Annotated in this window: 13 protein-coding genes; 3 read left to right on the forward strand and 10 right to left on the reverse strand. The window is 43.7% G+C overall.

What is annotated here, in order from left to right:
• Positions 1–99: 99 nt before the first annotated feature.
• The 3 genes from HMPREF2794_RS14980 to cysK all read right to left on the reverse strand — a co-directional run bounded on the left by HMPREF2794_RS14980 (position 100) and on the right by cysK (position 3,082).
• On the reverse strand, positions 100–1,188 hold the full coding sequence (locus tag HMPREF2794_RS14980) for an acyltransferase (protein ID WP_070751793.1): 1,089 nt from the start codon (positions 1,186–1,188) through the stop codon (positions 100–102).
• Between the two features lie 114 nt (positions 1,189–1,302).
• Entirely contained in the window at positions 1,303–2,121 is an 819-nt protein-coding gene (locus HMPREF2794_RS14985) for a tetratricopeptide repeat protein (protein WP_022302484.1), read from the reverse strand.
• Between the two features lie 10 nt (positions 2,122–2,131).
• Positions 2,132–3,082 carry a cysteine synthase A gene (cysK, locus tag HMPREF2794_RS14990; protein ID WP_010539065.1) on the reverse strand — a complete coding sequence of 317 codons (951 nt, stop codon included), beginning with the start codon at positions 3,080–3,082 and terminating at the stop codon, positions 2,132–2,134.
• Positions 3,083–3,170: 88 nt separating this feature from the next.
• Here cysK and HMPREF2794_RS14995 point away from each other — a divergent pair, with 88 nt between their 5' ends.
• The 3 genes from HMPREF2794_RS14995 to HMPREF2794_RS15005 are packed head-to-tail and all read left to right on the forward strand — an operon-like array spanning position 3,171 to position 6,366.
• Positions 3,171–5,006 carry an LTA synthase family protein gene (locus HMPREF2794_RS14995; protein WP_168166607.1) on the forward strand — a complete coding sequence of 612 codons (1,836 nt, stop codon included), beginning with the start codon at positions 3,171–3,173 and terminating at the stop codon, positions 5,004–5,006.
• Between the two features lie 38 nt (positions 5,007–5,044).
• Positions 5,045–5,728, forward strand: coding sequence for a lipid A 4'-phosphatase (gene lpxF, locus HMPREF2794_RS15000; RefSeq protein ID WP_010539067.1), 684 nt, complete (start codon positions 5,045–5,047; stop codon positions 5,726–5,728).
• An 8-nt stretch (positions 5,729–5,736) separates the two neighbouring features.
• Positions 5,737–6,366, forward strand: a complete 630-nt coding sequence (locus HMPREF2794_RS15005) for a class I SAM-dependent methyltransferase (protein WP_070751794.1) — start codon at positions 5,737–5,739, stop codon at positions 6,364–6,366.
• A gap of 5 nt (positions 6,367–6,371) precedes the next feature.
• Here HMPREF2794_RS15005 and HMPREF2794_RS15010 read toward each other — a convergent pair whose 3' ends face one another.
• The 7 genes from HMPREF2794_RS15010 to HMPREF2794_RS15040 form a co-directional block, all read right to left on the reverse strand.
• The gene (locus HMPREF2794_RS15010) at positions 6,372–7,691 is read right to left on the reverse strand and encodes a DUF4784 domain-containing protein (protein ID WP_070751795.1); all 1,320 of its coding nucleotides are present in this window, start codon (positions 7,689–7,691) and stop codon (positions 6,372–6,374) included.
• Positions 7,692–7,895: 204 nt separating this feature from the next.
• Positions 7,896–8,957, reverse strand: a complete 1,062-nt coding sequence (leuB, locus tag HMPREF2794_RS15015; RefSeq protein ID WP_010539070.1) for a 3-isopropylmalate dehydrogenase — start codon at positions 8,955–8,957, stop codon at positions 7,896–7,898.
• 61 nt (positions 8,958–9,018) lie between these two features.
• Positions 9,019–10,563, reverse strand: coding sequence for an alpha-isopropylmalate synthase regulatory domain-containing protein (locus tag HMPREF2794_RS15020; RefSeq protein ID WP_010539071.1), 1,545 nt, complete (start codon positions 10,561–10,563; stop codon positions 9,019–9,021).
• A complete protein-coding gene (leuD, locus tag HMPREF2794_RS15025; RefSeq protein WP_010539072.1) occupies positions 10,539–11,138 on the reverse strand; it encodes a 3-isopropylmalate dehydratase small subunit in 600 nt (199 codons plus the stop codon). The genes HMPREF2794_RS15020 and leuD overlap by 25 nt, the downstream gene beginning before the upstream one ends.
• Before the next feature lie 25 nt (positions 11,139–11,163).
• The gene (gene leuC / locus HMPREF2794_RS15030) at positions 11,164–12,558 is read right to left on the reverse strand and encodes a 3-isopropylmalate dehydratase large subunit (RefSeq protein WP_010539073.1); all 1,395 of its coding nucleotides are present in this window, start codon (positions 12,556–12,558) and stop codon (positions 11,164–11,166) included.
• 76 nt (positions 12,559–12,634) lie between these two features.
• Positions 12,635–14,131: a 2-isopropylmalate synthase gene (locus HMPREF2794_RS15035; protein WP_010539074.1), complete on the reverse strand. Its 1,497-nt coding sequence runs from the start codon at positions 14,129–14,131 to the stop codon at positions 12,635–12,637.
• A 396-nt stretch (positions 14,132–14,527) separates the two neighbouring features.
• Entirely contained in the window at positions 14,528–14,770 is a 243-nt protein-coding gene (locus HMPREF2794_RS15040) for a hypothetical protein (RefSeq protein WP_010539075.1), read from the reverse strand.
• Positions 14,771–14,864 lie beyond the last annotated feature (94 nt).

The following is a 14,864-nucleotide window of genomic DNA, read 5'->3' on the forward strand; positions in this document are numbered from 1 at the left end:
AATCAGGCAGGATTACACGGATGAACACGGTTTTAGTAGTCTATCCAATCTCCTAAAACCGTGAAATCGGTGTAATCCGTGCCTAAAAAAATCAGTTATTTATCCTATTATCCATTTACTTCCCGGTATAAACGAGATAAGTTTCGTAGTCACATAACAGCAAATAAATGTACTTACTGCAATGCATGGTATCGCGGCAACAGTAGGTAATTCCAGAGTACTCTTGAACACTGTCGCCCACAATCCGAGCCAGAATATGTGCATAAGATACATACCATAGCTGAGTTTCGACATGTCAGTTACAAGCCGTGGAGCTTCCGCACGGTTTATGCATGTGAAAAGCAAGAATGTACCTGCAGTTAAAAGTACGCAGTTGATTGTACAGAAGGCCCATCCTATCTCTATCACAGGTGTAGAAAGAGTTTCTCCCGGTATAGCCTGTATATAGAATGAGTAAATTGTCAATGCAGCTCCGACAACCATCAAAACAAGTCCTACGATAAAACGTCTGGAGCGGTCCCAAGTTAGATGTACACGTATATAATGTGCCAGTACAAGATATCCAAGGAAACCTGAGAAGTACCATAACATGTGGTATTCATTCCAGAAACATTGTCCCCACACTTCACCAAACCAGCGGTTAAAGTACGGCATACATGTTGATAACAGGAACAGTCCAATGAAGAAACGTTCTTCTTTCGCCGTGGCTTTATTCAGCCATGGAGATATAATAGGTATAAACAGGTAAAGACTGATCAGAGGATACATGAACCAAAAGTGTCCGGCAAGCGTCGGAAAATTCAGGAGTATCCGAGACAAGTCCTTTAATGATGTTTCTCCATCTAGCTGTCCCCACAACATTGGCAGGGTAGAATATAATATCATAAATATGAAAAACGGCGGCAGGATATGAGTGAAGCGGCGGCGATAAAATTGCCATGAGGTCTGCCCCTCTTTCATCGGTACCAGCAAATAGGCAGAGACAATCATGAACAGTGGTACTGCCATACGTGAAAAGCCGTCGTACACGGCCACCCACAAACGGTCTGCCTCATTAGCTAAATAAGACTGCGGTCCTGCCATATCGGTAGATCCGGCAGCACCGTAAAAGTTTTCACTGGCGTGGACCACCATAACAAGGAAACATGCGAACACGCGCACGTAATCTAAAAAAACGATACGTTTCATTTTCTGTTTGAGTATTAGTTAGTAGTAAAAATGTTTTTAGTTTTGTCTTTTCTATGCGGAACATGTATTCATAGCGGAAATACTGCACTTAGTTTCCGTATACTGTCTGAAGTTCTACTTACATTGTTTTAGCTGCTCGTGCAAATCAGCAGGAGGTATGCCCAGCGAAATAGCTTTTTCAAAATCCGTTTTAGCCAATGCTTTCTTTTTCTGTGTCAGATAAATATTGCCACGCAGCAGATAGGCATCCGCCGAAGACGGCTTCAGGCGAATCGCTTCTTCCAGGTCAACGAGAGCCAAATCTTCATGCTTCATTTCACGTTCTACATCAGCACGGGCAATATAGAGAGTCGCATCTTCGGGAGTCGCCGCAATCATCTTATTAAGGATTTCGAGCGCTTCCTTGAACTTCCCTTCTTTCTGTTCCAGGGTAGCCAGACCCAGCCGCCCGCTATAATTCTGCGGATCAAGCTCCAACAGGCGATTATAATCGATTCGTGCCGCAGGATAATCCCTCCGGAGCACATAGATATATGCCCGCATCAACAGCGCTTCTTTATTTTGCTTGTCTTCGTCAAGTACCAGGCAATAATCGGTATAGGCACGATCCGTATTTCCCATTTCCAGATTGATCGCAGCCCGATCCAGCAAGATAGGCACTGCCAATGGAGCAAAGTTCAATGCAAAGGAATAAGATTCGAGTGCCTTATCATATTCCCCCATACGGCGCTGTACCAACCCCAGATTGGAGAAAAGCATGGCATTCTTCGCATTCTTCGGTTCCAGTTTCAAAGCCTGAAGCAAAAGCTCTTCCGCTTTGTGGAGACTGTCCATCTCGATATATTCAATCGCCTTTTCTGATAATTGCTGATAGGTTTGCGCACATAAGGCAACTGGAAAGCTAAACAATAAAATTAAAATAATTCTTATCATGGTTTAAGTATTAATCCAAAGGATAGGCATCAAAAGCGAACAATTCCGTCGACAGATAGCGTTCTCCCGTATCAGGTAACAACGCAACAATTCTTTTGTTCTTGAATTCCGAACGCTGTGCCAACTGACGGGCTGCATAAACAGCCGCTCCCGAAGAGATTCCGGCAAGCAACCCTTCTATAGCAGCCAGCTCCCGTCCGGCACGAATAGCTTCATCATCGGGCACACCGATTACTTCATCCACTACAGAAGCATCATAAAGTCCGGGAATAAAATTCGCTCCGATTCCCTGTATACGATGGGGAGCAGCCTGCCCTCCCGCCAATATGGGAGACGACGCAGGTTCTACCGCAACAATATATACATTCGGATTATGTTTTTTTAAAGCACGTGCTACACCGCAAATCGTCCCTCCGGTTCCTACTCCGGCAACGAACACTGCCACTTCGCCATCTGTGTCCCGCCAGATTTCTTCTCCCGTTGTCCGCTCATGGACAGCAGCATTCGAAGGATTTTCAAACTGTTGCAGAATGACCGAACCGGGAATACTATCCCGCAACTCCTGCGCCTTGGCAATAGAAGCTGCCATACCTCCCAGTCCATCCGTCAACACAATCTGCGCACCCAGTGCTTTCAACAGATTTCTCCGTTCCAGACTCATCGTTTCGGGCATAGTCAATATCAGATGATATCCTTTAATGGTCGCTACCATTGCCAGTCCAACTCCTGTATTTCCACTGGTCGGTTCAATGATTGTAGCACCGGGCTTCAGTGCTCCACGGGCTTCCGCATCTTCAATCATGGAAAGAGCGACTCTGTCTTTCACGCTTCCCGCCGGATTAAACGCCTCCAGTTTAGCAATAATATTCTGTTCAAGACCATACTTTCCACTATAACCGGAAAGTTCCATTAGAGGTGTATTACCCACTAAATCTGTTAATTTATTCGCAATTTTTGCCATCATTCACCTCGTTTTATCAGGTTGATGCGCAAAGATACAGAAAAGAATTGTACCTTTGTCTCCGTTCATTATTTTTAAGTTTATAGATATGAAAAAGAGAATACTGCAATTTCTCACGACTTATTTTTTGTTCGTTCTTCTGTTTGTCCTTCAAAAACCTATTTTCATGGTTTACTACCATGAACTTTATACAGACGCCTCCATCGGCGATTATTTCAACGTTATGTGGCACGGCTTGCCTCTGGATTTCTCACTGGCAGGATATCTGACTGCTATTCCGGGCTTCCTGCTTATCGCTTCCGCCTGGACGAAATCTTCCATATTACGCCGTATCCGGCAAGGTTATTTCGGAATCATCTCTTTTGTGATGTCCTGTATCTTCATTGTCGATCTGGGCTTGTACGGCTTCTGGGGATTCCGGCTGGATGCTACTCCGATCTTCTATTTCTTCTCCTCCCCGAAGGATGCGATGGCGAGCGTCAGTTTCTGGTTTATATTACTCGGTGTACTGGCTATGCTGATTTACGCAGCCATTCTCTACGGTATTTTCTACACCGTACTTATTCGGGAGAAAACACCACTGAAAATACCTTATCAACGGCAATATGTATCCCTCGTTCTTTTGTTGCTGACAGCTGCGCTTTTCATTCCCATCCGCGGTGGTTTTTCCGTGTCAACCATGAATCTGAGTAAAGTATATTATAGTCAGAATCAGCGAATGAATCATGCTGCCATCAATCCGGCATTCAGTTTTATGTATTCCGCTACCCATCAAAACAATTTCGATAAGCAATATCGGTTCATGGACCCGAAAGTTGCGGATAATCTGTTTACAGAAATGCTGGATAAACCTGTTACTGCAACAGACAGTATCCCACAAATTCTGAATACTCAGCGCCCGAATATTATCTTTATCATCCTCGAAAGTTTTTCTACACACCTGATGGAAACGATGGGAGGACAACCAAATGTGGCAGTGAATATGGATAAATTCGGAAAAGAAGGAGTGTTATTCACTAATTTCTATGCAAACAGTTTCCGCACAGATCGCGGACTGGCCTCTATTATCAGTGGTTATCCCGGTCAGCCAAGTACCAGTATTATGAAGTATCCTGAAAAGACAGACGGGCTCCCTTCCATTCCACGCAGTCTGAAAGATGCCGGATACAGTCTGGAATACTACTACGGAGGAGATGCAGACTTCACTAACATGCGTTCCTATCTGGTTTCATCGGGCATTGAGAAGATTATTTCAGAGACAGATTTTCCTTTGTCCGAACGCCCGGGCAAATGGGGAGCACCGGACCACGCACTCTTCCAACGTTTTATGAAAGACCTGAAAGAAGAGAGACAACAGGAACCCTTCTTCAAAATTGTACAGACATCAAGCAGTCATGAGCCCTTTGAAGTTCCCTTCTACCGGTTGGATGACAAAGTCCTGAATGCTTTCGCCTACGCAGACAGTTGTGTAGGAGATTTTGTGAAACAGTATAAGGCGACTCCTATGTGGAAAAATACGCTGATTGTACTTGTACCGGATCATTTGGGTGCCTACCCCCGTCCGGTAGAAAATCCGCTGGAGGGACATACAATTCCGCTCATACTTATCGGAGGAGCTGTGAAGGAACCACGAGTCGTAGAGACCTATGCTTCACAGATTGACATCGCTGCTACTCTACTTTCTCAGCTGGGATTACCGCATGATGACTTTACCTTCAGTAAGAATATCTTCAATCCGGCTTCTCCCCACTTCGGGTATTTCACAGAACCGACCCTGTTCGGCATGGTGACTGCGGAAAATCAATTAGTGTACAATCTGGATGCCAATACCGTTCAGATAGACGAAGGAACTGAGAAAGGAGCGAATCTGGAAAAAGGAAAAGCCTTCCTTCAGAAGCTATATGATGACTTGGCTAAACGATAAGATCAAACAAATCCCTTTTCAATAATACGATTTATTTTATGATAGAATTTCTTTCAGATATAGACACCCAACTGCTTTTATTCTTCAACGGAATACATTCGCCTTTCTGGGATTACTTCATGAGTGCATTCACAGGTAAAGTTATATGGGTACCGATGTATGCCAGTATTTTATATATACTGCTCAAGAATTTTCATTGGAAAGTGGCATTGTGCTATGTGATAGCAATCGCCCTCACTATCACGTTTGCCGATCAGATGTGCAATAGTTTTCTTCGTCCGTTGGTAGGTCGCCTGCGTCCCTCCAATCCGGAAAATCCAATAGCGGATTTGGTCTATATCGTGAATGGAAGACAAGGAGGAGGATTCGGTTTCCCTTCCTGTCATGCTGCCAATTCTTTCGGACTTGCCATATTTCTGATTTGCCTGTTCCGTAAACGCTGGTTAAGCATATTTATCGTGCTTTGGGCATTTACCAACTCTTACACACGCCTGTATCTGGGATTGCATTATCCCGGTGATTTAGTAGCAGGAGCCATTATCGGTGGATTCGGAGGTTGGCTGTTCTACTTTATCGCCCACAAGTTAACGGCACGACTTCAGTCAGATACTCCTACTCCTGCTCTTGAAAAGGGTACCGGCATGAAACAAACGGAAGTTATGATCTATACCGGATTGCTGACTTTAGCAGGCATTATCATCTACTCCATCGTGCAAAGTTAGTTTATAACATGGGTAAAAAAAATATCATCCATAAGTTATTCAACAATCTCAAAAAACCGGAAGGCTTTTGGGGAAGAGTCATTCTCCGGGAAATGAACAAACGGCACACTTTGCTTTCCGAATGGGGAATGTCACATATAGCATGGAATAAGGAATGGAATGTGCTCGACATTGGTTGCGGTGGCGGAGCCAATCTTACACAGTTGATGCGTCGCTGTCCGCAAGGAAAAGCATACGGCATTGACATTTCACCGGAAAGTGTCCTTTTCGCACAGAAGAAAAACAAGAAATATCTTTCCACCCGCTGTTTTATAGAACAAGGCACGGTAGACACACTGCCTTATACCGATGAAATGTTCGACGTAGTCACTGCATTCGAGACGGTTTACTTTTGGAACGATCTTCCGAAAGCATTCACCGAAGTAACACGGGTATTAAAGCGGAACGGACATTTCCTGATTTGCTGCGAACTGAATAACCCGTCAGTCAAAACTTGGACAAATCTGATTGACGGGATGATTATTCGTTCTTGTGATGAATTGAAATCCATACTCTTGCAGTCCGGCTTTGTCTCCATTGCTTCATATAAGCATGAAAAAGGGCCTTTGTGCATAGTAGCCCGGAGAATAACTGAGTAATAATCTTATCGGGCTAATACGATTTCTGAATAAGGAAATCCGCCCCCTGGATATAATGACTCCCAGCTACCTTTTAGTAAATCATATACATAAATCAGCCTTCCATTCCGACTACCATCAAACAATACATAAAGTTCTTGTTTCTTAAAATCTTCCGAAACAAGTGTGGCTACTGAACACGCAGCATTAGAGAATGTGGTGAAAGGTTCGTCCAGCGTCTTTGTAGCCGGATTCCATAACCTAAATTCTGTTCCATCTCCCTCCTCTGCCGTCGCACCATTTCTCTTCGATACGATATATCCGCCAACACGTGTATATTTAGCCGTTCCCATACCTTCTACAGGCTTAACTATCCAAAAAGGGATCAATGCCACAGCCTGTATCGGCTCGCCAACATATATACTTTTCTCTTCCATATTTTGTCCGTTCAAGACTACTGGTGAAAAAGTTCCATCGCCATTATCAGCCGAACAGAGTATATTTCCATCACTCATTTGTATACAGGGATAACGTGACAATACTTCAGCCTTCATTCCTTCGGGCAGCAGAAAACCATAATCAGATTTCTCCGGCATATACATTCTGGTATAGGGCATCACATTAACTGTTTTAACAAATAAACGGTCTCCACCTTGATATACCCCAAATACAGAGTTACCGGTCGCTATCCCCATTGTTACAAGCTGATCAGCTCCCGTTTTTTCCCAATAGTTCATAGAAAGATCATAAAGCCCGGTCGTACGACGATTATCCTGCGTCCATACTCCACTAAGACTCCAGCTTCCGGGAAGGTTGACTACACAAGAGAAGTCTTGATTGTCTGCAAGTCGTACTATCTCTACTGTCTGTGGCTTTTCAAGATTGATGTATTCGATAGCATAAGGACGGTCAGTATTGGAACGAGAATTAATGATACCATAAAGCTGAAAATCTTTGGGTGCCTGTCCATCCGCCACTGAAATCTTTCCTAAAGACATCATTTGACCGGAGCGGCATAACAAGATTTCCGTTGTAGAAGCAGGCCAGTGTCCGGGAGCCAGAAAAGTAATGCTCGTAGCCGTCTTTTCCGTTATAACACCCCGTCCCCCTTTAGCATATCCTTCATGCAGCACTTCATCTTGAAGCGGCCAGCGGATATCGAACATGATTTCATCATTGTCCTGGAATCCTTTCGCCATTATCGTTACCTTTTCACCAGGCTTGAATACTGTTCCCGAAGCAGGCATTACAACATTGGTCACTAAAATCGGTTGTTCATCCTTGTCATCAGAGCTACACGCTGCAAGCAGCAAACCCAACAGTAAGAATAGATAATTTTTTGTCATAGCATTTGTGTATTAATCTGTGCAAATATACTGTTTTTCATTAGCAAATATCTTACTCTTTTACTTTTTAACAGTCCGACTAGTTTTTTCTCCCAACGGACTCATTTTATTCAGTAAAAAAACAAAGAAACGAAATGAACAAAAAAGAGGCTGAACTCCGTTTTAAGAATCCAGCCTCCATATATCTTGTTCAGAATGATCTGTTTAAGCCTTCTTAATATAGTCAACAATCCACTGTCCTACTTCCTTTGTACCGTATTTGGCACCATCAGCTACTTGGATTTCCGGTGTACGCACGTTTTCATCCAGTGATGCATCAACCGCCTTACGAATCAGCGCACCTTCTTCCTTGCAATCGAAATATTCAAACAACATAGCTACAGACAGAATCTGTGCCAACGGGTTCGCAATATTCAAGCCCTTCGCCTGTGGCCATGAACCATGAATCGGTTCGAATACCGGAGTACTTTCACCAGTAGAAGCTGAAGGAAGCAATCCCATAGAGCCGCTGATAACAGAACCTTCGTCAGTCAGAATATCACCGAATGTATTTTCAGTCACCATCACGTCAAAGAAAGCAGGTTCCTGGATCATCTTCATTGCAGCATTATCCACAAACATATAGTCAGTAGTCACTTCCGGATAGTTCGGAGCCATTTCCTGTGCAATCTGACGCCACAGACGGGAAGAAGCCAAAACGTTTGCCTTATCCACCACAGTCAAGTGTTTTCTGCGCTTCATTGCATATTCAAAAGCAACTTTCAGAATACGTTCAATTTCCGGACGAGTGTAGTAGTTAGTATCGTATGCCTTATCATTATCCTGATATTTCTCACCGAAATACATACCTCCGGTCAACTCACGGATACAGATAAAATCTGCATTTTCAACAAGTTCTGCACGCAACGGAGATTTATGGATCAGACATTTGAATGTCTGTACCGGACGAATATTGGCAAACAATCCTAATTTCTTACGCATTGCCAGCAATCCCTGTTCAGGGCGCACTTTTGCAGTAGGATCATTGTCAAACTTCGGATCGCCTACGGCTGAAAACAAAACAGCATCTGCATTCTTGCAAACCTGATATGTTTCTTCCGGGAACGGATCACCCACTTTATCAATCGCATCTGCACCGCAGATCGCATATTCGTAACTTACTTTATGACCAAATTTCTCGCAAACGGCACTCATTACATCTACACCTTGTACCGAAATCTCGGGTCCGATGCCGTCGCCTGCTAATACAGCAATCTTAAAATCCATAATCGTCAATTCTATCTATTTATATACTTATAAAAACATTCTTCGGGCAAGTAACTTCCACTTACTCTTTCTCATATTCATCTTCAATGAGGTTCAGCATCTTCATTGTAGCTTTGATAGCTGCCTCAGTCTGGTCGGCATCCAGTCCGCGGGTACGGAACACTTGTTCGTCATAACTCCAAGTGATGACTGTCTGCACAAATGCATCCGTACGTCCACCGGGAGGGATCGTTACCGCGTAATTCGTCAACATCGGGAACTTGCGTCCCAATGTCACCTTATATATCTTACGCAATGCACGTACAAAAGCGTCATATTGTCCATCGCCACCCGAGCTTTCCTCGTACTCCTTGCCGTTGATTTCTATTTTCAAAGTAGCCATCGGTTTCAGTCCATGAGCCAGATTTACAAAATAACTCTTTAACTTGACCTTCTCACCTACTGCTCCATGCTTCAACACATCAGAAACAATGTATGGCAAATCTTCCTGAGTGACTAGTTCTTTCTTGTCTCCCAGTTCGATAATGCGCTCCGTTACTTTACGCATTGCATCTTCGTCCAGCTCCAATCCGAGGTCTTCAAGGTTCTTGCGGATATTTGCTTTGCCACTCGTTTTCCCTAACGCATATTCGCGTTTACGTCCAAAACGTTCGGGAAGCAAGTCATTGCAATACAGATTATTCTTGTTATCGCCATCGGCATGCACTCCTGCTACCTGTGTAAATACATTCTCACCGACAATCGGCTTATTGGCAGGAATTACAATACCCGAATACGATTCTACTACCCGGCTGACATCGTTCAAGCGACTTTCATCAATATTGGTTATAGCATTGAAATGATCTTTCAGAATAGCCTGAACACTCGCAAGAGGTGCATTACCCGCCCGTTCGCCCAGTCCGTTTATAGTAGTGTGAAGTCCTTTAACGCCACTCAGCACAGCAGCCAACACGTTGCTCACAGCCAGATCATAATCATTGTGCGCATGGAAGTCAAAATGTGTATCTGGATACCGTTTCTTCATCTTCCGCATATACTCTATCACTTGCAGCGGATTCAGGATTCCCAGTGTATCGGGCAGCATATAGCGTTTGATACTCGTTTCCTTCAAGCCATCCATCAACTGAAACACATAGTCGGGAGAATCCTTCATTCCATTGCTCCAGTCTTCCAGATATACGTTCACGTTGATATCCTGCTCGTCAGCATAGTGTACTACGTTGACGATATCCGCGATGTGTTGTTCCGGAGTTTTTTTAAGTTGCTGCGTACAATGCTTCAGCGAACCTTTACAAAGGAGATTGATTACGCGGCAGCCGGTATGTTGTATCCAGTCCACCGAAGTCTGACCGTCAACAAACCCCAGCACTTCCACCTTGTGAAGCAGATTGCGGCGGGCTGCCCAGTCGCAAATCATCTTCACGGCTTCAAACTCACCGTCCGACACACGCGCTGACGCAACCTCTACCCGGTCTACTTTTAAGTCTTCTAACAGTAAACGGGCAATCATTAGTTTCTCATGAGGCACAAAAGACACTCCGCTGGTCTGTTCACCGTCACGGAGCGTTGTGTCCATGATCTCTATTTTGACGCCTTGTTTTCCCATTCTTCTATTTTATTTTTATTGCTTAGCAAAAAGTCGATGTCGTCCAATCCGTTCATCAGACAAAGTTTCTTATAAGCATTGATTTCAAAATGTTCACTCTTGCCTGTTGCTTTGTTAGTGATGGTCTGTTCCGGAAGATTCACTTCCACCTCCATCTTCGGATTGGCAGCAATAGAGTCAAAAAGCTCCTGCAAGAATTCTTCTGTAACAACTACCGGAAGAACGAAGTTGTTCAACTCATTATTCTTATGAATATCGGCAAAGAAACTTGATACCACTACACGGAAACCATAACCGGCAATTGCCCAGGCTGCATGCTCGCGGCTGGAACCCGAACCGAAATTCTTTCCTGCCACCAATACTTGCCCGCTGTAAGTGGGATCATTCAACACAAAGTCCTTGTTCAAAGAACCGTCAGCATTATAACGCCAGTCACGAAACAGGTTATCACCAAAAAACTTTTCTTCACGAGTGGTCGCTTTCAGAAAACGTGCCGGAATAATCTGGTCAGTATCTACATTTTCTAAAGGAAGGGGTACACAAGTACTTGTTATTATATTAAATTTTGTCTTCATTTCATTTTCAATTATCAATTATCCATTAAATAAGTTCCCGCGGATCGGTTATCACTCCTGTCACCGCAGCGGCAGCAGCAACCAGCGGACTGGCCAGCAATGTGCGCGCTCCCGGACCCTGACGACCTTCAAAGTTACGGTTGCTAGTCGATACAGAGTACTTTCCGGCAGGAATCTTATCGTCATTCATCGCCAGACAAGCTGAACATCCCGGCTGACGGATTGCAAATCCTGCCTCAGTCAATATCTTGTCAATTCCTTCCTTACGAATCTGCGCATCTACCATCCATGATCCCGGAACCAGCCATGCGATTACATTATCCGCTTTTTTGCGTCCCTTCACGAGAGAAGCAAATGCACGGAAATCCTCAATGCGACCATTAGTACAAGCACCTAAGAATACATAATCAATCTTTTTGCCCAGCAATGATTCACCCGGCTGGAATCCCATATATTCCATCGATTTATTGAAAGAAACCTGTGCAGCTTCTCCCATCCCTTCCGTAGTAGGAATGTTTTGCGTAATTCCCATTCCCATTCCCGGATTAGTTCCATAGGTAATCATCGGTTCGATATCTGTCGCATCAAAACGAACCTCCTTATCGAATACGGCATCATCATCGCTCTTCAGTGTCTTCCAGTATTCTATAGCCTGATCCCATGCCTCCCCTTTCGGAGCATTTTCACGACCTTTGATATATTCGAAAGTCACTTCATCCGGAGCAACCATTCCACCACGTGCTCCCATTTCAATAGAAAGGTTACAAAGAGTAAGACGTCCTTCCATAGTCAGATTGCGGATTGCCGAACCTGCATATTCCACAAAGTAACCGGTAGCACCGCTGGTAGTCATCTTAGACATCATGTACAGGGCAATGTCTTTCGCTGTCACGCCCTTACCCAGTTCACCATCTACAGTAATGCGCATTGTTTTCGGTCTTGACTGAAGGATACATTGTGAAGCCAGCACCATTTCCACTTCACTGGTACCAATACCGAAGGCGATTGCCCCCATTGCCCCATGAGTGGAAGTATGCGAGTCGCCGCAAACGATCGTCATGCCCGGTAATGTCAACGCACGTTCCGGACCTACCACATGGATAATTCCATTTTTAGGATGCATCATACCGAAATGTGTCAGACCGAAGTCTTTTGCATTCTTCGTCAGCGTATCCACCTGAGTTTTGGAGATCGGATCTTCAATCGGTTTATCCTGATCATGTGTCGGAGTATTATGGTCGGGCATGCAGAACACCTTTTCCGGGCGCAATACCTTGATTCCACGCTCACGCAATCCGGCAAAAGCCTGCGGGCTGGTCACTTCATGACAATATAAACGATCAATATAAAGTTGTGTCGGGCCATCTTCCACCGTAGTCACCACGTGGGCATCCCATATCTTATCAAATAATGTATTCATCTGTTATCTATATTTTTACTATGTATGATTTATAATTAATGCGAGTTACGTATTTCAGTACCACTTTCTTTATTCCTTACGCCTTGAATTTGTTAATACAGTCGATATAAGCTTCTACTGATGCAGCAATAATATCCGTATTTGCTCCGAAGCCATAATATATCTGATTATCGTATTCCACCTGCATGTGAACCTTACCTACATCATCACTTCCCTTGCTGATTGCCTGAATAGTGAACTCTTTCAATGTCATGTGACGGTCTACAATCTTCTTCAGTGCCTTAATAGCAGCATCCACCGGACCATTGCCACTTGCACAGGCTTCAAACTTCTCACCGGAAATATTCAGTCCCAGACTGGCAACCGAACGGACGCCAACACCGCTTGTCACCTGCAAGTATTCTAACTTAATACGGTGATTCTGGCTACGGTCTGCTCCTGCCAATACCAGCACATCATCATCATTGATGTCTTTTTTCTTATCAGCCAACTTCAGGAACTCTTCATATACCTTGTCCAACTTCTCCTGATCCAGGTTCACTCCCAAGATCGAAAGGCGATTCTTCAATGCCGCACGTCCGCTACGGGCAGTCAGTACGATCGAGTTATCATCAATACCTACATCATGCGGATCGATAATCTCATAAGTCTGCACATTCTTCAATACGCCGTCCTGGTGAATACCCGAAGAATGAGCAAAAGCATTACGGCCTACGATCGCTTTATTCGGCTGAACAGGCATATTCATTAAGCTCGATACCATACGGCTGGTCGGGTAAATCTTCTGTGTATTGATATTTGTCTGAATATCAATTTCGTGATGACTCTTAATAATCATCGCAATTTCTTCGAGAGCAGTATTTCCCGCACGTTCGCCGATACCATTGATTGTCACCTCTACCTGACGTGCCCCATTCAAAACACCCGCTATTGTATTAGCTGTTGCCATTCCCAAATCGTTATGACAGTGGGTAGAAATGATTGCGTTATCGATGCCATCTACATGGTCAATCAAATATTTAATCTTAGCACCATATTCTGAAGGCAGACAATAGCCTGTCGTATCCGGTATATTCACCACCGTAGCTCCTGCTTTAATAACCGCTTCTACCACACGTGCCAGATATTCATTGTCCGTACGCCCTGCATCCTCTGCATAAAACTCCACATCATCCACAAAACGACGTGCATACTTCACTGCTGCTACCGCACGTTCAATAATCTCTTCCCGATTGGAATTGAATTTATATTTAATATGAGAATCAGAAGTACCGATACCTGTATGGATACGTTTATGCTTGGCAAATCTCAATGCATCTACTGCTACATCGATATCCTTCTGAACCGCACGGGTCAACGCACAAATAGTAGGCCAAGTCACCGCTTTTGAAATTTCAATCACTGAATTAAAATCTCCCGGGCTGGAGATAGGGAAGCCGGCTTCAATTACATCCACTCCCAAAGATTCGAGCGCCTTCGCTACCTGAATCTTCTCCACTGTGTTCAACTGACATCCCGGAACCTGTTCACCATCCCGAAGGGTGGTATCAAAAATAAATAACCTATTGTCCATCTTCTATCATTTTATGTTATTATTAGCTCAAAAAAAAACCTTTCGCACTTGGAAGTGAGAAAGGCTTTCGTATATTTTCAGTATACACAGTTACGCGCAGCACTCACTTCCACTAACCTTTGATAGTAGAATAATAATACCGCATAGTAGAATATGTATAAACATCTGATTCATTTTTTGTCTCTTTTATAGTTTGACGGTGCAAAGGTATGGATTATTTCTATACTACCAAATAATACGTTACTTTTTTATCGAAAATAATTTCATTTCATAAGTTAAAGTCGGTTATTAGCAAAAAAGTATCACTAATTAAGCACTGCATTTCGTCAAACAGAAAAAGGGGGTATAGTGCAGACACACCATACCCCCTTTAATTTATCGTTCTAAATCAATAGATTACTTCTTATCACAGCATTCTTTCTTTTCTGCGCAATCAGCTTTCTTATCGCAAGCAGTAGCACAAGAGTCTTTAGCCTGGCAGCAAGAGTCAGTTGCTTCAACAGCAACAGCTTCTACAGTTTCAACTGTTGCTTCTTCACCTTCAGAAGCGGCAGCATTATTAGTTTTGTTACCAGAACAAGAAATCACAGCGAAAGAAAATGTTACTGCTACAGCAGCCAAAAAAAGTTTTGTTTTCATACCTTTTAATTTGCTTTAAACGTTTAATAAAATAATTGTCGCCGGCAAATATAGCACTTTTTTCCTAAACCGCCAAAACACATAAATCCCCGCC

Origin of the sequence: Bacteroides sp. HMSC067B03, assembly GCF_001811315.1 — a bacterium.
Classification (GTDB): domain Bacteria; phylum Bacteroidota; class Bacteroidia; order Bacteroidales; family Bacteroidaceae; genus Bacteroides; species Bacteroides faecis.